The sequence below is a fragment of the Streptomyces sp. NPDC021080 genome (assembly GCF_044333225.1).
GTDB lineage: Bacteria > Actinomycetota > Actinomycetes > Streptomycetales > Streptomycetaceae > Streptomyces.
The window spans coordinates 7,593-28,463 of record NZ_JBIRQM010000034.1; the positions used below are offsets into that span (position 1 = coordinate 7,593).

Here is a 20,871-nt window from a genome sequence, read left to right on the forward strand (position 1 = left end):
CCGGGGGCCCCGGGCCCCCGCGGCGGTGGTCCTGGCCGGGGCCTCCCCATCGACCGTCGGTTAACCACCCCCCTTGTGGGCCCCCCCCGCGGTCCCCCCGGGGGGCGCCGCCACCATGACCGTCGACCTGCCCTGCCGACGGACCGCCCCGCCGGCCACCTGACTGCCCCGCCAACGGCCCGCCCCGCCGACCGACGACCGGACCGGAGGCGAAGGCAGGCATCACGGCCGCGCCATCACACCGAGGGCCCCTCGAGTTCGCGCCGCCTGGCGGCCAGTGCCTTCGCGAGCACCTTGTCCCGGAACGGGTTCCCCGGGCTCAGGGCCCGCGCCACCGCCACCGCCTCGTCCAGCAGCGCCATCCGCTGCTCCGGCATGTCCCGCACCAGAGACGAGGCGCTCGCCTCCACCAGGACGTACGCCAGCTTCGACCCGTACGCCTCCGGCTCGACCCGCGTCAGGGTCCGGTAGATCCACAGCCCTTCGACGCCCCGCACCACCCGCCGGTTGGCGCTCAGCAGCATGACCCTCGCCCGCATGACGATGTCCTGATCCATCGATCCCCCTTCGCTCCGCCACCCTCCGGCCCGCCCCGTCACCCCGACGGGACAGCACGACGAACGCGCCGGCAGCCCGAATCGGGTGCCGGCACGCATGCCGGTGAGTGGATGACGACGAGTCTGCGGGCAGGGCACGGCCCGTGCCAAGGTCGAACGGACGTGGGCTCCGTCCTACCGCGAACGGCCCCCGAGCAGGCATGATGGACCTGACACTCTCCCAGGCCCCGCCCCGCGACGCGGACTTCGCCGCCCGGTCATGTCCGGCCTGCTCTCCGTCCGTACCCCTGCGCTCCGGCCGGGTGACGACGTCACGCCGGAATTCCGGGGCCTTGTGCGCTTCGGGAGAGCCGCACGCCCGGGCCGACCCCCGCCCGGCAGTGACGCCGTCCCGTCCCGTCGGGACAATAGGAGTATGGGATTCCTCGTCTTCATGACCTTGCCCGGACTGGTCATCCTGCTGACCGCGCTGTCGTTCGTCGATCAGCTCCTGCTGCGTGCGAGCAAGGCCGGCATCCTGCCCTGGCGCAACTCGGCCCGGCAGGGTCAGATCTCGGCGACCGGGTTCGAGCAACTGCACGCGAGCCTTTCGCCGGGCAAGCAGACGGAGCTCAAGGAACGCCAGTCCGCCCTGCTGCTGCGCGACGACGAGGAGGACGGGGCGCCGCCGAACCGGACGACGGTGGATCTCGACGGAGGAACCGCGGTCGTCCGGATACCGAGCGCCTCCCGCCGGTAGCCCCGCTCATGTTCCAGAGGCCGTCGAACCGACGGCCTGCCGCCGCGCGTGCATAGGATCGCCGTCATGGCGCTGCGACCCGTTCACGTGATCGTCAAGGCTCTCGACAGCTCGGCGGTCGGCCGGTTCTGGGCGGAAGCGCTCGGGTGGACCGCCTACAGCCCGGGCCTGGCCACGTACGTCGGACCTGCCGGCGGCCTCGTCTGGCCGCATCCGGTCGCCCTCGGCATCGACGTCGTTCCGGTCCCCGATCCCAAGCCGACCACGAAGAACCGTGTTCACCTCGATCTCGCCACCACCTCGGCGGCCCATCGGACGGAGCTGGTCGAGCGCCTGAGGACCCTCGGAGCGACGCCCGTCGACGTGGGCCAGGGCGACGTGCCGTGGACGGTCCTCGCCGACCCGGAGGGCAACGAGTTCTGCGTGCTGGAACCGCGGGAGGTCTACCGGGACACCGGTCCGATCGCCGCGGTGGTGGTCGACTGCGCCGATCCGCGGGCCACGGCCCGGTTCTGGGGTGAGGCGATGGACTGGACCCTGCACGAGGTGGCCGACGATCATGCGACGTTCCGCCGCGCCGACGGGGTCGGCCCGTATCTCGAGTTCCTCCGCACGCCCGACGCGAAGACCGTGCCGGACCGCGTCCACCTCGACCTGCTGCCGTACCCCGGCGACGACAAGGAGGCGGAGGTGACCCGACTGCGGGCACTCGGCGCCACCGACCTCGACGTCGGCCAGGGCGACGTGCCGTGGACGTGCCTGACCGACCCGGAGGGCCACGAGTTCTGCGTCCTCGCCCCGCACTGACCGACCGAGCTCCGCCTTCCGGCCCCTGGGTCCGGCCAGGATCAGCGGGTCAGGTGAACCGCCGAGGCCGAACACCGAGCTCATCGGCGGTGACAGCGCGGACTCCCATCGGTGCTTGGCTAAGGTGGGCGGTTCCCGGGGCGACGCTCGCCCCTGTCCGGCGGACGGTGCCGGCACGTCGTCGGGCCGGGAAACGCCCGATGTCTTGGTGAGAGCACAGGGACTGGTGTGAACGAGGTGTCACCCGCGATTCCCGCCTCGGGAGAGGAACGGCACGCCACCTGGCTGGAGCTGTTCTTCGACCTGGTCGCCGTGGCCGGCGTGGCCCAGATCGCCCATCTGCTGCACGGTGAACCCGGCGCCGCCGATCTCGGGCTGTACGTACTGCTGTTCCTGGCGTTCTGGACCGCGTGGGTCTGCTTCACGCTGTACGGGAACGTGGCGGGCGAAGGCACGCACGTCCGCACGGTGCTGGCCGCGATGTTCGGCATGGCCGTCATGGCGGCCGCCGTACCAGGCGTCCACGCGGGTGAGAACAGTCAGGCCAGGGCCCTGGCGCTCGCCTACGTGGTGATCCGGATTCTCGCCAACAGGGTCTGGCGGCACCGCCGGGAGATCCTCGTCGACTGGCCCGCCGCCCAGATGTCCCTCGGCGTGATCCCGTGGATCGTCTCGCTGTGGGCACACGAGCCCGTCCGGTACTGGCTCTGGGCGCTGGGCATCGCCCTCGACCTGTACGTCACGTTCACCGTCTCCGCGCGCGACATCATCGAGAACCGGCGGGCCCAGGACCAGGGGGAGAAAACGCCCTCGCGGCTCCGCGAGGCCGTGCTGCCCGTATCGGTGGCCGCGCCGGACGCCGGCCATCTGAGCGAACGGCTCGGCCTGTTCGTGATCATCGTGCTCGGCGAGGGTGTCGCCCAGGTGGTCGAGGCCGCGTCCGAAGCCCCCTGGAACAGACGGCTCTACGGCCTCGCCGCCGCCGCGTTCTTCCTCCTGGTCGCCCTGTGGTCGCTGTCCTTCCGACACGGTTACGCAGGGGTTCCGTACCTCACCGCGCGGTCGCTGCCGGCCCGGGCGGCGCTCCCGCTGCACTGCTTCCTGTCCGGCTGCCTGGCGGCCCTCGCGGCCGGACTGGGCGCGGCGGCCGAACACCTGGACACCCTGCCCGACAGCACACGATGGCTGTTGTGTTCGTCGCTCGCCGGGTATTTCCTGCTCACCGGGATCGCCGCGCTGCGGCAGCCCCTCGGCGCCCGCCGTTGGCTGCTGTCCGTCGTTCTGCCCTGCGGCACGGTGCCCCTGCTGATCGCGGGGGCCGGTGCCGGACTGGGGACCGTGGCCGTGGTCTGGCTGCTCGTGGCGGTCACGCTGTGGCCGACGTTCTACGAGAGCCGACGCGCGAAGCGCCTCGGGGCAAACGCCCGGCCGGGGACATGACCTCCGTGCCCGCCCTGCGAGAGCGGAGGCCAGGACGTGACCGACGCTGCGGTCGACGTCGTGCAGGGCGTTGAGGCAGAAGTTCGGGCCGTCGTACCAGTGCTCGTCGGAGGCGACGGGACCGAAGACGGTGTCGAGCATGCGCGGGGAGGAGCAGACGTCCTGGGTGCCGGGCGGAAGCGTCCCCGCGGGCGGGCCGGCGCTTGCTCACCGCGCGCATCGGCGGCGGGGCGACCCGCCGCCGGTACGAGCGGACCCGGGTCCGGCGCCGGTGATCGCCGGGGAGCCCGGGGCCCGCTCGCGTCCGCCTCCTGCCGCCGTTCGGACGACGGAGAGCGCCGGTCGGTACGACCGCGGCTCCCGCCGCGCGTCACCGGGCCGGATGCGGGAGACGACGCCTCACCAGGTGTGCGCGACGTCGATCACCAGGCGGCCGGAGAGCTGGGTCACCCGGAACGGCAGGCGGGCCCGCACCCCGAGTCCCACCTGGGTGACGCCCTCGAAGCTGGCTCCGAATTTCGCGTCCCGGAAGGTTCGGTAGCCGGTCAGGTCCACGCCCGGAAGAGGCTGTCCGCCGTGACCGGGGTAGGTCGCGACGTTGGTCTCCGGGTCGTACGAGGGAGCGGACACCAGGATCTCGATGATCGCTCCGCCGGAGACCGGTATGCGGATGCCGGACGGGTCCTGGTAGAAGGCGTCGACGTAGTGGACGGTGTACCCGATCCCCGAGGTGCCCGCGGTGGGCACGTCGAGGACCATGCGGTCGTAGCAGTCGTGCTGACCGGTCCTGATGTCGGTCAGCGACCCGTCGTCGGTGTCCGCCGCGGTCTTCGGCAGGCTGCCCCAGCCGGTCGGGCACGTGACCGCCGTCGTGGCCGCGCCCGCCGGTGTGGGCGCGGCCACGACCACGCCCACACCGGCCATCGTCAGGGCGGCCAGCACCGCCATGGATCGTCTCGTACGCATCGTTCCCCCTTGCACTCGCGGCTCTCGGTTGCCTGCCATGTACGACATGACGGTCACGGAATTGGTTGTACGGACCGCCCCGAAACGCGCTTGCCGGCTACGCGGCCCGCCTCGGCCGGTTGCTCAGAACGCCGAGTTGTCGAACCAGAGGTTCAGCAGTTCCTCGTCCCCGTCGTGGGTGACGGCCTCCGCGTCACGGCGAAGGCGGCCGTAGACGAGGAGCAACAGGTCGGCCGCGGTTCCCCGGACCGTCGCGTCGGCGGGCTCGGTCGCCGCGGCGGCCGGGTCGAGCCCGAAGCCGTCGGGGCGCAGGCGGACCAGCCAGTCACCGTCACCGTCGGTCGCCCGGAAGCGGACGGTCAGGTCGGGACCGCGCAGGTTGGCGACTCGGGGTGCGAAGGAGGTGGCGAACGGCAGGTTGACGAGGAACTCGTCGATTCCGTCGACCGCCGTCGCGCGGTCGATCGTGGGCCGCAGTCCGAGCGCCAGATCGGCGTCGACCCGGTGCAGCAGGGTCTCGAACAGCATCCGGCGCGCCCAGAAGCGGGCGTGCTGGTCGACGCCCCACGCCCACATCGGGAGGTCCGGGTCGGTGGCCGCGAAGGCCTCCGCGGCCACCGTGGCGCTCTCGGCCATCCAGTCGGCGTAACCGTCCCACCGGTCAGGAAGTCGCAGGTCCACGTCCCGAGTTCGCGGGGGCTCCTGGACACGCGCGTGCAAGAGGGCCGAGAACCAGCGCTGGACGCTGCCGGTGTGCCTGACCAGGTCCTCCAGCGTCCAGCCGGGGCAGCTCGGCACCGCGGTCGCCGCGTCGGCGTTCTCGAGCGCCGCGACGAGTCGGGCGGTCTCCACCGCGATCGCCGCACGGTGGTCGACCGGAGTCGCTTCGCCTGCGTGGCCGTCCGGGGAAATCATCACTGAGGTGCCTTTCTACGAGGGTTGGTCAGGGTGTCGAACGACTGGTCCCGCGATCGCGAGGACGCCGGAACAGGCTGATGCGCCCCGGGTGTCGGGCGGGCCTGCGCCCGACGCTCTCGGGAACCCGCCGACCGCCGAGGAGGCCGACCCCGCGCGTCCGAACCCCCTTGGCCTGCTCGGGAGTTCGGGCGAGCGGACCGATCACACGGACGTGGACTCGGTCTCGACCGACGCGAGTTCGGCGGTGTCGGGCGTGACGGACTTGCGCACCACGGGAGTACGAGGCGCGTGCGCCGCCTTGAGTCCGACGAGGGCGACGACCGCGACCAGGACGAACGCCCCTCCGGCGATGGCGAAGCTCAGCGTGAACTGGCTCTCCTGCGGGAGGGCGGGCATGCCGGCGGGCAGCGGCACGGACTTCGACGCCAGCAGCGATGTGATCACCGCGCTCGCGACGGCGCTGCCGACGGAGCGGGAGATGGAGTTGATGCCGTTGGCGATGCCGGTCTGGTGGGCCGGGACGCCGGCGACGATGAGAGCGGGCATGGCGGCGTAGCCGAAGCTGATCGCCAGACCGATGAGCATGCCCGCGCTGATGACGGAGGCGCTGGTGTCATGGGCGGCGGTCAGCCAGGTGAAGCCGAGCACTCCGAAGCAGGCACCGGCGGCCAGGGTGACGCGTGCGCCGAGCCTGCGCACCAGCACCCCGCCGAACTGGGCACCCACGAGGGAGACGAGCGTGGTCGGCAGCAGGTAGACGACGGAGGCGGCGAGCACCGAGGCGCCGAAGCCGTACCCGACGAGCTTCTCCGGCATCTGCACGAGGTACGAGACGCCGATGAACTGGGTGAACATCGCGAAGCCGAGCAGGAGTCCGGCCAGGTTGGTGAACAGAACGGGCCGGTGGACGAACATCTTCATGTCCACCATCGGTTCCTTGACCCGGCTCTCGGTGAGGACCCACACGCCCGTCATGACGAGCGCTCCGGCGAAGGCGCCGAGCGTACGGCCAGACGTCCAGCCCCACTCGTGTCCCTGCGAGATGGGCAGCAGGAGGAGCACCAGCAGCATCCCGAGGGTCAGCGCGCCCAGCCAGTCCGTCCGGCCGCCCGTCTTCGTCCGGGAGGCGGGCACCGCGAACAGGACACCCACCAGGGCGACCACGGCGAGCACGACCGCCAGCCAGAAGGGCCGGTGGTAGTCGGGGTGGGAACCCTGGGTGAGAAGGCCCGCGCCGACCAGGGCGAGTCCGCTGCCGAACGCGAGCGTGCCGCTGACCAGGGCCATCGCTCCGTGCAGCTTCTCCGGCGCGATCTCCTCGCGCAGGACGGAGAGGGCGAGCGGGAAGATCGCGGTCGCCGCCCCCTGCATCACCCGCCCGACGATCAGCCAGGTCAGCGAGGTGGTGGTGGCGGCGAGCACCGACCCGGCGATCATCACGACCAGCACACCCACGAGCGTGGGCTTCTTGCCGTGCTGGTCACCGAACCGGCCGAGCAGCGGGGTGAACACGGCGGCGGACAGCAGTGTGGCGGTGGTCACCCAGCTGACGCTCGCCGTGCTGGCCTTCAGATCGCTCTGGATCATCCCCAGGATCGGGACGACCAGGGTCTGCATCATCGAGACGACCATGGCGGCGAGCCCGAGCACCAGGACGATCCTGGTGTGCCCGGAGGGCTTCACCGACGCCGTTTGCTGTGTGTGAGACACGGAAAGTCTGCCCTAACTACTTAACAACCTCGATGCTTGAGAACTTCAAGCAATAGCTGACCGTAGCCGTCGATATTTGAGATGGTCAAACTTCCTGGCGTAGGGTGAGTCACATGACAGGAACCAGCGGTGTGGACACGGACCGGCTCATGGAGCTCCTGTCGGTCTCGCTCGGTGCCTACTACGGCGATTTCACGGTGGCCGCGGCGAGCGAGAACCTCACCGCGAGCCAGGGCAAGACGCTCAATGTGCTGCGCCGGGGACCGGCCGCGATGCGCGCCCTCGCCACCATCCTGACCTGCGACGCCTCCAACATGACGGGGATCATCGACCGGCTGGAGAAGCGCGGCCTGGTACGGCGCGAGCCGAGCCCCACCGACCGGCGCGTCAAGAACGTCGTCCTCACCGACGAAGGTGAACGCGTCATCGACGTGATCCGCGCGAAGATGCACGCCACCCGCGCCGGCCTGGACAGGCTCAGCGACGAGGAGCAGGACACCCTCTACACCCTCCTGGAACGCGCCTTCACCTCGCGGCCCGCCACTCTGCGGCCGAGCGCCTGAGCACTTCGGCACCTGAGCACCTGAGCACCTGAGCACCTGAGCACCTGAGTGTTCGCATACGGTCCATCAAGAGCAGGCCCGTACGTCGGCAGCCGTCTCCGGCCGCCGCACGGCAGGCCGCCGCCAGGGACTCGCCCCCGGGACCCGCCCCCCCGGGCGGAAAGCTCGAACTGTCGGACACGCGTGCGGCGATCAGACTCTATGATCACTCCGCCCAGCGACCGCCGCGTCCACGCACGCCTCCGAGACAGGCCGAGAAAAACATGGCGAGCACCGCCCGCAAAGCCCCCGGAACACTCGCCCGTTGCGCACAGACGGCGATAGGGGTGGCCGCCGTTGCGGACGTGTTCCGCGCGACGGCACTACGGAACCACAGACTGCATCCCTTCGATCCGTCTCTGGAATCGGGCGACGTCTCCAGGGTCTCCGCCAATCTGATGATTCTCGCGATCGTGCTGTTCCTCGTGTGGCTCGCCGCAGCCCGGAACAACGCCCAACTGCTGTCCCCCCGGAGCCCGGTCCCGACTCGGGGCTGGACGATCGGCACCTGGTTCGTCCCGGTGGTCAACCTCTTCGCACCTCGCCGGTTGGTCCTCGACATCGGGCGCGCGAGTTCCCCGTCGTGGGAGGAGAAGCGAGGCACCACGCTGGTCAACCTGTGGTGGGCCGCCTGGATCACGCATGCGCTGGTGGCCACGGGGGCGGCCCTGGTAGCCCCGAAATCGCTTGCCCTGCTCGTAGTGACCGAGGCGCTCATGATCGCGGCGGCCGTGCTGCTGGGACTCGTCATCGAGCGCATCACGGCGCTGCAGAGCGCCGCGCTCGGTACCACCGTCGTCGTCGAGCCCCTCGCCAGGACATGAGGCGAACCCTCCCGCACCCGTCGGTGGCGAGCCCGGCGGAAGCGCCGTTCCTGATGTCGGTAGAAGACGTCTTTCTCCCACAGCGGGGCAGGTTTCGCTCCCAACGGGGCGGGCTGGTCATGGCGGCGGGCCGGATCGAACGCGGCCGTGTCCGCAAGGGTGACCGGGTGGAGATCGTCGGCCCAGCCACCGGCCTGACCGCCGTCGTCGCGGACATCGAGCACTGCCGCGTGCGCATCGCGGAGGCGCGTGCGGACATGAACGTGGCCGTGCTGCTGCCAGGCAGCGTCTCGGGTGCCCTGGATCGCGGGCAGGTCCTCGCGACACCGGGTTCGATCAGCGCCCGGGTCGGCTTCACCGCCGACATCGACGTGCTGTCCGAGGAACACGGCGGCACGGAGATCGGCTCAGGCGATCGTCTCCAGTTCCACGTACGGGCCGCCGCCGTCCTGGGCACCGTCACCCTGCCCGAGGGTGCCGACGTCGTCCGGCCGCTTCACCGGGGCGAGGTGGCGGTGACGCTCGACCAGTCCGTCGCACTGGAGGAGGGCCAGTCCTTCGCGTTCCGTCACCACGGTCGCGCGGCGGGCTCCGGCGCCGTGACGCGTCTCGCCCGCTGAACTTCGCATGGCCGGCGGCGACACGAGCGCCGCCGTGAACCCCGCCCCACCCCTCCGAGGCCGGACTGCGCGGACCGTCGAGAACGGAGTGCGCCCGGCGGTCGAAATCGGAGTGCGTCGGCGGTCGCGGCCCGTGCAGACTCCCCCGCATGACCGCCGATATCGCCGTCGCCCCGTCGCAGGAGAGGGCGATGCGCCATGTCGCGGCTTCGTCCAGGGGGAACCCCCTTGCCCCCGACTTACGGGTGACGATGCACTTCCACCCTGATCGGAGCACGGGCGGCCGTCCCGTCCTGACCCGGATGGCCGACGACGGTGTCTACCGCTCGCAGTTCGTCACGGGTACCGGCAACGGTGGACTGACCGCCCACCGGGGCGGGGACCGGTGGCGCTGGGAGAGCCGCATCTTCGCCGCCGCATACGACGACGCGGCACCCGAACTGCGCCCCGTCTACGGCGCGTTGAACTACCGCCGCACCCCGGCAGGCGGCGCTCCGCGCTTCGGGTCCTCGTACTTCAGGCTGACCGCCGAGACCCTTGCGCGCACCACGTTCTGCCATCCGGACAGTTCCGCCGAGCCGTCCGCCTTCGGCGTCGCCGACCGGTGTGCGCTCGTCGGCCTCGCCGAGGCGGCGGGCCTGGACGCCCTGGACGGCCATGTCGAGGCGCACGTCCATGGGCCCGTCAGGTTCGACCGTGACGTCGAGGCCCTGGTGCTGGACCCCAGCTATCGCGGTACCGAGGTGCACGACGCGGCGCGCCGACTGCCGTGCCCCGTCGAATGGCATCCCGGCTTCCGGCTCGGCGTGGCCGAACTGCGGCGCCATCCGCACTACCGGGGCCCGGAGTACGTGGAGTTGGGGACCGAGATCGCCGTCGACGGACGGCTCACTCCCCGGGTCATCGGAGACGCCGCCCGCACCGGCCGGTACGAGCCGCAGGATCTCAAGAAGGTCTGGCACTGCCTGGCCCGGTTCGGGAACCTCGGCACCAGCTGATCCGGCGGCCACGGGCTCGATCGAGCACTTCTCCGGGTCGAGAACCACCGCCGACCAGAGATCGGCGTCACCCGTCCAGCCCAACTACGCAGGCGGGCAAGGTGGTTGAACACCTGGCGGTGCAAAACTCTTTTTCGCCAATGATTCGGTCCCCGATTGGTCTACACCTTGACTGGTACAGACCAAAGCGGTTGAGTGTGGCTCCACACCCCCCACGGCCGCCCAGGGCTGCGTGGCACCGACCCGCCGTCGGCGCGCACACGAGCCGTACAAGGCACAGCCCTGCCTCCGTCGCGGCCACGTTCCACGAAGGACTGATCCTTTGTCACAACGTCGCATGTCTTCCGTTCTGGCCGCGCTGCTCATCGCAAGCGCCGCACCGGTACTCCTGCCCGCCACCGACGCGTCCGCCGCCTCCTGCGCGAGTTACCCAGACTGGGTGGCCGGCAGGTCCTACGCCACCGGGAACGTCGTCCGGTACACGGACGGCAAGACCTACATAGCCGAGCACGACAACCCGGGCTACGACCCCACCATCAGCACCTGGTACTGGGACCCCTACTCCTGCGACAGCGGCCCGGTGAACCCGCCCGGCGGTTCCTGCCCGACCTACCCTGACTGGGTGGCCGGCAGGTCCTACGTGACCGGCAACGTCGTCCGGTACACGGACGGCAAGACCTACATAGCCGAGCACGACAACCCGGGCTACGACCCCACCATCAGCACCTGGTTCTGGGACCCGTACACCTGTGACGGCGGCGGCTCGACCAACCCCTCCGACGGCTTCGTCGTCAGCGAGGCGCAGTTCAACCAGATGTTCCCGAACCGGAACTCCTTCTACACCTACAACGGCCTGAAAGCCGCCCTGAGTTCGTTCCCCGGCTTCGCCAACACCGGCAGTGACACCGTCAAGAAGCAGGAGGCGGCGGCGTTCCTCGCCAACGTCAACCACGAGACCGGCGGCCTGGTCTACGTGGTGGAGCAGAACACCGCCAACTACTCGCACTACTGCGACTGGAGCCAGCCGTACGGCTGCCCGGCCGGCCAGTCGGCGTACTACGGACGCGGGCCGATCCAGCTCAGCTGGAACTTCAACTACAAGGCCGCGGGTGACGCGCTCGGCATCGACCTGCTGGGCAACCCCAACCTCGTCCAGACCGACGCGGCCGTCGCCTGGAAGACCGGCCTCTGGTACTGGAACACCCAGTCGGGCCCCGGCACCATGACTCCCCACAACGCGATGGTCAACAGTGCCGGATTCGGCCAGACCATCCGCAGCATCAACGGCTCGCTGGAGTGCGACGGCAGGAACCCGGCCCAGGTGCAGAGCCGCGTCGACGCCTACCAGCGCTTCACCTCGATCCTCGGCGTCACGCCGGGAGCCAACCTCTCCTGCTGAACCGGCCGAACGCCGGTCCCGGAACCGAAGGCGCGCCCCTCCCCCGGCGCGCCTTCGGCACGCGTGGAGAGCGCCCGGTCCAGGCCCCCGCGCCACACGGGCGGCGGGTGGGAGAGTGCCGTCGGGCCGGGTAGTCGTTGGGTATGAACGCATACGATTCCGACATCTCACCGGACGCACGGGCGACCTTCGGCTCGGGCACCGTCTCGACTCGATGGCTGGCCGGTCTGGGCCGCATCGAGCGGTCGACGGCCGCGGACCCCGTGATCCGGACGCTGCAGCGGGGCATCCGCTCGCTGCCGCTGGGCGGGGCCCGTGATCTGCTGCGCGGCCGGCCGCTGGGCCATCCGGCGCATCCCGTCCTGGTGCAGGTTCCGATCGGCTGCTGGCTGTCGGCCGCCGTCATGGACGTCACGCCGGCGGGGCAGCGCGCCGCGACGACCCTGACGGCCGTCGGACTGGCCGGAGTCGCCCCGGCCGCGATCGCGGGGTGGGTCGACTGGGCCGACCTGCCGCCCGAGCAGGCACGCGTCGGACTGGTCCACGCCGTCGCGAACGTGGCCGCGGTCGCGTTCTTCGCCGCGTCCCTCACGGCACGGCTCCACCACCACCCGGCCAAGGCAAGGCTGCGGTCCCTGGGCGGTCTGGCAGCGGTCGGCGTCACCGGCGCCCTGGGCGGCCACGTGGCCTACCGCCGGTCGGTGGGAGCCTGGCCGGCCACCTAGGGAGCCTGCCACCGCGGGTCCGTCACGCCGTGGCGGTGTACGCGGTGCGGCCGATGTCAGGGTGAATCAGCCTTCCGGGCGGCGTAGGCGCGGGCCGCGCGCACGCGATTGCCGCACTTGGTCGTGCACCAGCGACGGGCGCCGTGGGAGCGCAGGAACCAGCGCGGGCAGCCGTCGGCGGCGCACCCGGTGAGCAGGGCCGCGTCGGCCCCGGTGAGCAACTCGGTGGCGTCGTCGGCGAGCAGGGAGAGCGCGGCGGCGGCAGGGTTGCCGCGGTCGGGGACGTCCGCCCGGCGGGGGCCGTCGGCCGCCCAGGCGAGGCGCGGGGTGGGCGGGGCGGCGGCGAGAGCGGCGTTGAGGATGTCGAGCGCGGTGGCAGGTGGCAGTGTCCCGGCCCCGTGGGCCTCGTACAGCGCCCGCAGCCCTTCGCGCAGAGCACGCAGCCTGCCGGACTGCCGTCCGTTGAACGGGATCCGGTCGGGAAGCAGTTCGTGCCGGACGAGCCACAGATGGGCGGCCTCGGCGTCCTCCAGCAGGTCGACCTGGCCATGACTGACCGCGAACCGGGTGTTGACCAGAGCCAGCGAGAGGTAACGGTCCTCACCCGGAACGGAGGGCTGGTGCAGGAAGACGGAGCTCTCACGATCCACCTCCTCATGGTAACCCTTGCAGTTTTCCGTGAGGAAGACATACCGTTCCTCACGGAAAACATGAAGGTATTCCGTGAGAGACCGTGAGGGGTGAGGTCGCGTGACCTTGGATGTGGACGCGCTGCGCAGGGACTTCCCGATCCTGGGGCGGACACTGGACGGCGGCGCCCCGCTGGTCTACCTCGACTCCGGGGCGACCACGCAGAAGCCGCTCCAAGTCCTCGACGCCGAGCGGGACTTCTACCTCACCCGCAACGCGGCCGTACACCGCGGGGCGCACCAGCTCGCGGGTGAGGCGACCGAGGCGTACGAGGAGGCCCGGAGCACTGTCGCCCGGTTCATCGGCGCCGCCGACCACGAGGTGGTGTTCACCAAGAACACCACCGAGGGCATCAATCTCGTCGCCCACACCCTCGGCCACGCCGGCCGGATCGGTCCCGGCGACCGGATCGTGGTGACGGAGATGGAACACCACGCCAATCTGGTGCCCTGGCAGCAGCTCGCGGAACGAACCGGGGCCACGCTCGACTGGTTCGGGCTCACCGACGACGGCCGCCTCGACCTCACCCGGTCCGACGAACTGCTGGACGAACGCACCAAGGTGGTCGCCCTCACCCACCAGTCCAACGTCCTCGGCACGGTCAACCCGGTACGCGAACTGGCCGCCCGCGCCCACGCGTTCGGCGCGCTGGTCGTCGTGGACGGCGCCCAGTCCGTGCCCCACCGGCCGGTCGACGTAAGCACCCTGGGCGCGGACTTCCTGGCCTTCTCCGGGCACAAGATGCTCGGTCCGAGCGGTGTCGGCGTGCTGTGGGGCCGCGCGGATCTGCTCGCCGCGCTGCCGCCGTTCCTCACCGGCGGCTCGATGATCGAGATCGTGGAGATGGACCGCACCACGTTCCTGCCCCCGCCGCAGCGCTTCGAGGCCGGCGTGCCGATGACGGCACAGGCGGTCGGGCTGGCGGCGGCGGTCGGCTACCTCCAGGCGCTGGACATGGCGGAGGTGTCGGCGTACGAGCACACGCTCACCGCCCGCGCCCTGCTTCTGCTCGGCGAGGTACCCGGCGTACGGATCATCGGCCCGCGCGACCTCACCGACCGCGGGTCGACGGTCTCCTTCACCGTGGACGGCATCCACGCGCACGACGTGGGCCAGGTACTGGACGAGCGCGGGGTGGCGGTACGTGTCGGCCACCACTGCGCCCGGCCTCTCGCGAAGCGGTACGGCGTCGCGGCGACCACCCGGGCGAGCTTCTACGTCTACAACACACCGGCCGAGGTCGACGCCCTGGTCGAGGGTGTCCGCGCGGCTCAGAAGTACTTCGGCGACTGACCGGCGAGCACGCCCGCCCGGGCTCCGTCTCCGGCCGCGTCCGCCAGCACCTCCTCGCGCAGGGCGGCGCAACAGCCGCTGAGCAGGCGGGAGACGTGCATCTGCGAGACGCCGAGCCGCTCCGCGATGCGGCTCTGCGTCATGTCGCGGAAGAACCGCAGGTAGAGGATCGTCCGCTCGCGCTCGGGCAGCCTGGCCAGGGCGGGCTTCAGCGCCTCCCGGTCCACCACGAGGTCGAACCCGGCATCCGGTTCCCCGAGCGCGTCCGCCAGGGAGTATCCGTCGTCACCGTCGGTGAGCCGGGCGTCCAGGGACAGGGTCGTGAAGCTGTCCAGGGCCTCCAGGCCCACGCGTACGTCGTCCTCGCTCAGCTGCGCGTACTCGGCTATCTCGGCGACGCCGGGCTGCCGGTCCGCGTTCACCGGCGTCAGGTCCTTCACGGCGCCGCGTACCCGGTTGCGGGCCTCCTGGACCCGGCGGGGCACGTGCACGGCCCACATGTGGTCGCGGAAGTGGCGCTTGATCTCACCGACGATGGTCGGGACCGCGTAGCTCTCGAAGGCGTTGCCCCGGCCGGGGTCGTACCGGTCGACGGCCTTCACCAGCCCCAGAGCGGCGACCTGGGTCAGATCCTCGACGGATTCGCCCCTGCCGCGGTACTTGCCGGCGATACGCTCCGCCATCGGTATCCAGGCCTCGACGATCTCCTCGCGCAGGGCCTGCCGCTCGGGCCCGTCGGGAAGCGCCGCCAGGCGCGAGAAGGCCGCGTCGGTGTCGGGGGCGTCGTCGTGCCGACGGCGCTGCGCGGCAGTGGCAGTGGCAGTGGCAGTGGCAGTGGCAGTGGCAGTGGCAACGGTGCAGGTCATGTGCTGACAGCTCCCTCAGGGGGTTGCCGACCGGACAGAAACACCGTGGGGCGCACACACTTTTGGGACACACCCGCGGACGCTCTCACGGACGTGCCTTTTATCCGAAGCACTTGTTCTTGGAGTCCCCACCCTTTCGAACAATAAACACATACCGGCATAAAGCGACGCCGAGGAGCCGACCGGTCATGGAGCGTGACGCGAACCGGGCTTCGGCAGCCCCTGTCGTCGCGCGCACATTCCGGATCGGCCCGGGAACTGGACGGCTCCCCCGTCCGACTGCTTCACCGCACGGCCGACAGCAGGCCGTCGGAAGGACGCCGCAGCTCGGTCGTCAGCCGGGCGCCCGCCGCCTCGGACCGGGGAGCGGCGTCGCGCGCAGCCAACACAGAACGAGGTGGGACCGATGTCCGTCAACTCCGATGCCCCCGACCTGCCCGCCCCAGATGAGGCGGTCACCGACACGGACAAGGAAAGGGACGCGGACAAGGACACAGACACCGCGGCCGCGGCCGCGGCGCCCGGACCGGCGCGACAGCCCTCGGGTTTCGGGCCGTTGATGGCGCGACTGCATTTCTACGCCGGAGTCCTGGTGGCGCCGTTCCTGCTCGTCGCGGCGGTGACCGGTCTGCTCTACACCTTCACTCCCCAACTGGACGCGTTCGTCTACGACAAGGAACTCACCGTCGCGCACCCGGCCGGCACCGCCCGGCCGCTGGCCGAACAGGTGGACGCCGCGCGGGCCAGTCACCCGAAGGGCGCGCTCGTCGCCGTCCGCCCGGGAAGCGGGGAGGACACGACGCAGGTGGACTTCGCGCTGCCCGCACCGGACGAGCGGGCACACACCGTCTACGTCGACCCGTACACGGGCAAGGTCACCGGGCAGCTGACCACTTGGTACGGATCCACGCCTCTGAAGACGTGGCTGGACGACCTGCACCGCAATCTGCACCTCGGCACGGCCGGCCGGTACTACTCGGAGATCGCGGCGAGTTGGCTGTGGGTCCTCGTCCTCGGCGGCCTCGTCCTCTGGTGGCGCCGGCAGCGCCGCAACCGGACCGCACGACGCCTGCTGCTGCCCGATCTCGCCGCGAAGAAGGGCGTGCGCCGCACACGTGGTTGGCACGCGGCGACGGGCGTATGGCTCGCGATCGGCCTGCTGGCTCTCTCCGCGACCGGTCTGACCTGGTCCCGCTTCGCGGGCAGCCACTTCGGTGAGGCGCTGGACGCGCTGCGTTCGGGCACGCCAGGTGTGTCCACCGCACTGCCGGGCGCGTCCGCCGATGCGCAGGGCGGCCACCACCACGGCGGCGGAACCGCCTCCCACACCGCGCGGGGCGCGGACCCGAAGGCCATCGACGGGGTCCTCGACGTGGCCCGGCACGACGGCCTGTCGGGCCCCGTCTCCATCAGCGTGCCTCAGGACGGGGCCACCGCCTGGACGGTGTCGCAGACGCGCAATCTCTGGCCGGTCGGACGCGACAGCGTCGCCGTCGACGCCTCACGCGACAAGGTGGTCGACCGGGTGGACTTCGCCGACTGGCCCGTCCTGGCCAAGCTGACGCGTTGGGGCATCAACGCCCACATGGGCACCCTGTTCGGCCTGGTCAACCAGATTCTGCTGGCCGTGCTGGCGATCGGCCTGATCTGCGTGATCGTCTGGGGCTATCGCATGGGGTGGCAGCGGCGCCCCACCCGTGCCGGCCGCAGCGCCCTCCTCGGTACTCCGCCCGCCCGCGGTGCCTGGCGCGGCATTCCGTACGGGGCCCTGGCGGCCGGTGCCGTCACCGTCGTCGCGCTCGGCTGGGCGCTCCCCCTCTTCGGCCTCCCGCTCGCCGGGTTCCTGGCGGTCGACCTGGTCGTAGGTGCCGTGCGGCGCCGTCGTCCAGCGACACCGACGGCCGGACCCGGCTCCGCCGGCTGACCCGTACACCAGCCCCCGGGCAAGGCACTCGGCGGGGCCGCCACCTCAAGCGGCCCCGCTCACGGCCGAGTTGTCACCGGGGCCGGTCCACCCGCGCACAACCTGCTGAGGTCGCCGTGCCCTCGGCGGCACGCCAGGCCCTCTCGAACTCGGCGGCCGGATACGGCGTCCGCTTGCTCTCGCCGAGGAGACGACGGGCGAACTCCCCCATGGCCAAGGCAGCCCGAGCGTTCCGGTCGACGATCCCGGCGATCGCGCACGGTACGCCCTCGGGACGGTGCCCGGAGATCCACTCGCGCAGGAACACCTCGTACTCCGTGTCGCCGCCGGGACCCGCGGGCAGGTGGTGGCGCAGCAGATGGCGGGCGGTGTGACTGCGGTCGTAGAGGTGGTGCGCCGAGAGGAACTCCCCCTCGTTCTGCGTCAGTTCGAAGGCTGCGCTGAGCGCGAGCCCGAAGTCCGCGAAGTAGAGCTGCCGGCCGTCGGTCAGGACATTGGCGAAGTGGGCGTCGAAGTGGACGAATCCGCGCGAGCTCATGAAGGCGGTGCCGCGCGCCAGGGCCTCCTCCGCCCAGAGGTACGGCGAGCCGTCCCCGCCCTCCGGGGCGGCTGTACGGTGCTCGTGCAGCCGGTCGGCGAGGGTCCACGGGATGTGTTCCAGGAAGAGGACCAGGCAGGCCGAGGCCCGGCCGATGGCCTCCAGACGCTCCCGCACGGCGGGCGAGCCCTCCCAGTGCTCGACCGCCCCGTCGATGCCCCCGAACTCGTCGGTGAACCCTCCGGGGGGCGAGTCGGGCAGGACGCGCCAGTGGTACATCAGCGGAAAACCCTCGTACTCGTCGCCGAGCACCCAGCCGGTCGTCATGATGTGCGCGGCCAGCTCGCGCCAGGCCCCGAACCCCGCGGAGCCGACCCCGTACTGGTAGAACATCGGCAGTCCGAAGAGGTTCGCCGTGGACCGCGCGTTCTCGGGCCGCATCTCGATGTCCGTCAGCGGAACCTTCTTGACGAACACGCGTATGCCGTCGATGTCCAGTTCGGCGGACCTGCCGCCGATGCCGGACCCGAGCGGGGAGGCGGCGGCCACGGCCTCGCCGAGTCGTCGGTCGCTCAGCAGGGACAGGCGCGTGGCCACCCTCCTGTACGTGGCGAGCCGGGCGGCACGGCGCGGTTCCGGCGTGCGCATCGACGGCTCCTCGGTGCCCGGGACCAGGGCTGCGGGAATCTCTCGGACGCGGTCGAGCCTATCCGCCGGAACCGTCGCGGGATCGGGCACCTCGAAGGGGCGGGTGTCCACCTCCGGCGTCGGGCAGCGCCGCGTGGCACGTCTCCGGCAGACGGTGCCCGGGCGACTCGCAGAGTCGGCCACGTCACCCGCTGTCAAGGGCGATACTGAAGGCCCGGCAGCGGTTGCTCCTTTCCGGCCACGGGAAGTGGGCCCATCGGGAGCGGGAGGTCTGTCGTTGCCGTCCGTCAATCGTCTTGACGTCTGCGAGAGGACTGCGGGAGCGAACTGTGACAAGGACGGGAGAGCCGGCTGAGGTCGTGACCGGTGGACGGCCGGCGGCTTTGCGCGAGACAGGACTGCCGGCTGCGACGGACGCGGGGATGGACCGGTTCGCCCGGCTCGTGGCCGACGTGCTCGGCGTACCCATGGCTCTGGTGTGCCTGGTGGAGTCCTCGCGTCAGGTGTTCCCGGGCATGGTGGGACTCTCCGAGGCCTGGGCGAACGCCCGCCGGACACCGCTGACGCACTCGCTGTGCCGGCACATCGTGACCACCGGCCGGCCGCTCGTACTGACCGATGCCCGCCAGGATCCCCTGACCCGTTCGAACCCGGCCGTCCCCGACCTCGGTGTCATCGGCTACGCGGGGATGCCGCTCACCGACGGCGCCGGCCAGGTGCTGGGGTCGCTGTGCGCGATCGACAGCCGTCCGCGGGAGTGGACCGCACGTGAGCTGGAACTGCTCCAGGACCTGGCGGCGGCGTGCAGTGCGGAGCTGCGGCTGCGGATCGTCTCGCGCCACCATGAGCAGGCTCGCGCCGACGAGGCGAGGGCGCGGGCCGAGGCGGACGACGTGACCAGGCGGCATCGCGCCGCGCTGGAGCATTCCCGGTTGCTGCTGCGGGCCGCGGACGCGCTGGCCGACACCACCGGCCTGGCCGACGTCCGGGAGCAGGTGGGGAACCTGGTCAGCAGCGACCTCAAGCCCGTGTACGTAGGGCTGGTGCTGGTGGAGGGAGATACCAAGAGGCGGCTGCGGCGCATGGTCGACGTGATGGGCAGCACGCCGATGGAGCGCACGTACGAGACGTACACACTCGATGCCTCCTGGCCGACCGCGCGGGCGGCCAGGGAGAACCGGACGATCACCATCACGGACACGGCGCAGTTGAGGCGCGACTACGCGCCTGAGGCGGTCGAGGCGTTCACGACGCTGGGGCTGCAGACCGCGGTGTGCGTGCCGCTGCCGGGTACGGTCCTCCCGCTCGGCACGCTGGTGCTGGGCTGGGACCACCCCCACGAGATCGACATCGTGGAACAGGCGGTGCTCGCCTCGTTGGCCGGGTACACCGCGCGGGCCGTGGAACGGGCGCTGTTCGTGGACAACCGCGTCGACGTGGCCCGGGAGATGCAGAAGGCCCTGCTCACCGATGTGCCCTCGGTGCCGTCTCTGGACCTGGCCTCGCTGTACCGGGCGGCCGCGCGCACGGATCTGGTCGGCGGCGACTGGTACGACGCCTTCCTGTTGCCCGGCGGGGCCCAGGACGGGGAGGACTCCGCCGCACCGGACGTGCTGGTGCTGTCCATCGGCGACATCACCGGCCACGACATGCGGGCGGCCGCCCTGATGGGTCAGGTACGCAGCATGCTCCGTCAGGCCGACCTCGACCACGCGGGCGGTGGGCCCGCGCAGGCGGTCAGCGCGCTGGAACACGCCAATGCCACCCTTGGTCTCGACGCCAGCGGCACCCTCGTCCACGCCCATCTGCGCCCCTGCCGTACAGCCGAGGGGGGCAGCTGGGAGCTGACCTGGACCAACGCCGGACATCCGCCCCCACTCGTCGTACGGCCCGACGGTTCGGTCCACCGGCTGACCCGGCACGACATCATGCTCTTCCCCGGTCTGGACGCGCCGCCCCGCAGTGAGAACCGACTGGTCCTGGCACCCGGCAGCCTGCTCATGCTGTACACCGACGGGCTGGTCGAACACCCCGACGAGGACATGGACCTGACCATCGACGCGGTCGGCCGCATGCTGGCAGCCCACGCCGGCCGCCCCTTGGACGCTCTGCTGAACGAGATCACGGACCGGATGGCCGGTACCGACCCCAAGGACGACATCGCCCTGCTCGCGTTGCGTGTCCCCGCGCTCTGACGAACGACGAGGGCCGGATCCGCACATGACCATGACCCACCGGCTGTTCGGGGACCGGCCCGGCCCCCGTTTCCTCGCTTCCGGCGCAGAGGGCCCGGCCGTGCGGCGCGCAGGGCGATTCCTGCGTGAACCGCGTGTCCTGGTCGCCACGGAGCCGGACCGGACGATCTTCCCGAGTTCCGCGACGCCTTCGCCAGCGAATCGCGACGACCGGGGTCACCGCCTCCTGGAACGGGGTGGAGCGGGCGTAACACCAACGCACCTCCGCGGTTGACGGCCGTCGCGCCCGCGGTGACGGTGGGAAGGTGGAGCCCCGCCACGGCGGGGCTGGACCGCCTACTGCCGCGGGGTGAGTTCCCTGGACGGGGTGGCGACGCGGCGGAACGCGGACCCGTGGGCCTGCCGCGCGGTC

The 20,871-nt window shown here is 71.2% G+C and carries 19 protein-coding genes; 12 read left to right on the forward strand and 7 right to left on the reverse strand.

Translation table 11 applies throughout. The features are described from left to right. Window positions 1–236 precede the first annotated feature (236 nt). Window positions 237–557 carry a hypothetical protein gene (locus ACH4S8_RS43280; RefSeq protein WP_398404521.1) on the reverse strand — a complete coding sequence of 107 codons (321 nt, stop codon included), beginning with the start codon at window positions 555–557 and terminating at the stop codon, window positions 237–239. Between the two features lie 415 nt (window positions 558–972). On the opposite strand from ACH4S8_RS43280, the gene ACH4S8_RS43285 reads away from it, so the two are divergent. From ACH4S8_RS43285 to ACH4S8_RS43295, 3 genes are all read left to right on the forward strand, one after another. After that, on the forward strand, window positions 973–1,296 hold the full coding sequence (locus ACH4S8_RS43285; RefSeq protein ID WP_398404522.1) for a DUF6191 domain-containing protein: 324 nt from the start codon (window positions 973–975) through the stop codon (window positions 1,294–1,296). Between the two features lie 66 nt (window positions 1,297–1,362). Next, window positions 1,363–2,103, forward strand: coding sequence for a VOC family protein (locus tag ACH4S8_RS43290; protein WP_398404524.1), 741 nt, complete (start codon window positions 1,363–1,365; stop codon window positions 2,101–2,103). Between the two features lie 228 nt (window positions 2,104–2,331). Beyond that, window positions 2,332–3,543: a low temperature requirement protein A gene (locus ACH4S8_RS43295; RefSeq protein WP_398404526.1), complete on the forward strand. Its 1,212-nt coding sequence runs from the start codon at window positions 2,332–2,334 to the stop codon at window positions 3,541–3,543. A gap of 399 nt (window positions 3,544–3,942) precedes the next feature. On the opposite strand, the gene ACH4S8_RS43300 is transcribed toward ACH4S8_RS43295, so the two are convergent. The 3 genes from ACH4S8_RS43300 to ACH4S8_RS43310 all read right to left on the reverse strand — a co-directional run bounded on the left by ACH4S8_RS43300 (window position 3,943) and on the right by ACH4S8_RS43310 (window position 7,137). Further along, window positions 3,943–4,509 carry a hypothetical protein gene (locus ACH4S8_RS43300; protein WP_398404528.1) on the reverse strand — a complete coding sequence of 189 codons (567 nt, stop codon included), beginning with the start codon at window positions 4,507–4,509 and terminating at the stop codon, window positions 3,943–3,945. Between the two features lie 123 nt (window positions 4,510–4,632). Further along, on the reverse strand, window positions 4,633–5,424 hold the full coding sequence (locus tag ACH4S8_RS43305) for a maleylpyruvate isomerase family mycothiol-dependent enzyme (RefSeq protein WP_398404530.1): 792 nt from the start codon (window positions 5,422–5,424) through the stop codon (window positions 4,633–4,635). A 204-nt stretch (window positions 5,425–5,628) separates the two neighbouring features. Beyond that, window positions 5,629–7,137 carry an MFS transporter gene (locus tag ACH4S8_RS43310; RefSeq protein ID WP_398404532.1) on the reverse strand — a complete coding sequence of 503 codons (1,509 nt, stop codon included), beginning with the start codon at window positions 7,135–7,137 and terminating at the stop codon, window positions 5,629–5,631. A 113-nt stretch (window positions 7,138–7,250) separates the two neighbouring features. Here ACH4S8_RS43310 and ACH4S8_RS43315 point away from each other — a divergent pair, with 113 nt between their 5' ends. The 6 genes from ACH4S8_RS43315 to ACH4S8_RS43340 all read left to right on the forward strand — a co-directional run bounded on the left by ACH4S8_RS43315 (window position 7,251) and on the right by ACH4S8_RS43340 (window position 12,305). Next, the gene (locus tag ACH4S8_RS43315) at window positions 7,251–7,700 is read left to right on the forward strand and encodes a MarR family winged helix-turn-helix transcriptional regulator (RefSeq protein ID WP_398404534.1); all 450 of its coding nucleotides are present in this window, start codon (window positions 7,251–7,253) and stop codon (window positions 7,698–7,700) included. A 263-nt stretch (window positions 7,701–7,963) separates the two neighbouring features. Further along, window positions 7,964–8,563: a DUF4328 domain-containing protein gene (locus tag ACH4S8_RS43320; RefSeq protein WP_398404536.1), complete on the forward strand. Its 600-nt coding sequence runs from the start codon at window positions 7,964–7,966 to the stop codon at window positions 8,561–8,563. A gap of 119 nt (window positions 8,564–8,682) precedes the next feature. Next, complete coding sequence (locus tag ACH4S8_RS43325) at window positions 8,683–9,183, forward strand: hypothetical protein (protein WP_398404538.1); 501 nt, start codon at window positions 8,683–8,685, stop codon at window positions 9,181–9,183. Between the two features lie 149 nt (window positions 9,184–9,332). Continuing rightward, window positions 9,333–10,181 carry a DUF3626 domain-containing protein gene (locus ACH4S8_RS43330; RefSeq protein WP_398404540.1) on the forward strand — a complete coding sequence of 283 codons (849 nt, stop codon included), beginning with the start codon at window positions 9,333–9,335 and terminating at the stop codon, window positions 10,179–10,181. A 322-nt stretch (window positions 10,182–10,503) separates the two neighbouring features. Continuing rightward, complete coding sequence (locus ACH4S8_RS43335) at window positions 10,504–11,580, forward strand: glycoside hydrolase family 19 protein (protein ID WP_398404542.1); 1,077 nt, start codon at window positions 10,504–10,506, stop codon at window positions 11,578–11,580. A gap of 143 nt (window positions 11,581–11,723) precedes the next feature. After that, entirely contained in the window at window positions 11,724–12,305 is a 582-nt protein-coding gene (locus ACH4S8_RS43340) for a DUF2231 domain-containing protein (RefSeq protein ID WP_398404544.1), read from the forward strand. A gap of 56 nt (window positions 12,306–12,361) precedes the next feature. On the opposite strand, the gene ACH4S8_RS43345 is transcribed toward ACH4S8_RS43340, so the two are convergent. Further along, a complete protein-coding gene (locus tag ACH4S8_RS43345; RefSeq protein ID WP_398404546.1) occupies window positions 12,362–12,955 on the reverse strand; it encodes an ABATE domain-containing protein in 594 nt (197 codons plus the stop codon). A 100-nt stretch (window positions 12,956–13,055) separates the two neighbouring features. On the opposite strand from ACH4S8_RS43345, the gene ACH4S8_RS43350 reads away from it, so the two are divergent. Beyond that, window positions 13,056–14,288: a cysteine desulfurase gene (locus ACH4S8_RS43350; protein ID WP_398404548.1), complete on the forward strand. Its 1,233-nt coding sequence runs from the start codon at window positions 13,056–13,058 to the stop codon at window positions 14,286–14,288. Here ACH4S8_RS43350 and ACH4S8_RS43355 read toward each other — a convergent pair. Then, window positions 14,267–15,154: an RNA polymerase sigma factor SigF gene (locus ACH4S8_RS43355; RefSeq protein ID WP_398404550.1), complete on the reverse strand. Its 888-nt coding sequence runs from the start codon at window positions 15,152–15,154 to the stop codon at window positions 14,267–14,269. The two genes, ACH4S8_RS43350 and ACH4S8_RS43355, sit on opposite strands and share 22 nt — an antisense overlap. Window positions 15,155–15,560: 406 nt before the next feature. Between ACH4S8_RS43355 and ACH4S8_RS43360 the strand changes: the two genes are divergently transcribed. Further along, window positions 15,561–17,078, forward strand: coding sequence for a PepSY-associated TM helix domain-containing protein (locus tag ACH4S8_RS43360; RefSeq protein WP_398404552.1), 1,518 nt, complete (start codon window positions 15,561–15,563; stop codon window positions 17,076–17,078). Between the two features lie 73 nt (window positions 17,079–17,151). On the opposite strand, the gene ACH4S8_RS43365 is transcribed toward ACH4S8_RS43360, so the two are convergent. Next, window positions 17,152–18,264, reverse strand: a complete 1,113-nt coding sequence (locus ACH4S8_RS43365) for a protein kinase family protein (protein ID WP_398404554.1) — start codon at window positions 18,262–18,264, stop codon at window positions 17,152–17,154. A gap of 422 nt (window positions 18,265–18,686) precedes the next feature. Between ACH4S8_RS43365 and ACH4S8_RS43370 the strand changes: the two genes are divergently transcribed. After that, window positions 18,687–20,459, forward strand: coding sequence for a GAF domain-containing SpoIIE family protein phosphatase (locus tag ACH4S8_RS43370; protein WP_398404556.1), 1,773 nt, complete (start codon window positions 18,687–18,689; stop codon window positions 20,457–20,459). Window positions 20,460–20,871 lie beyond the last annotated feature (412 nt).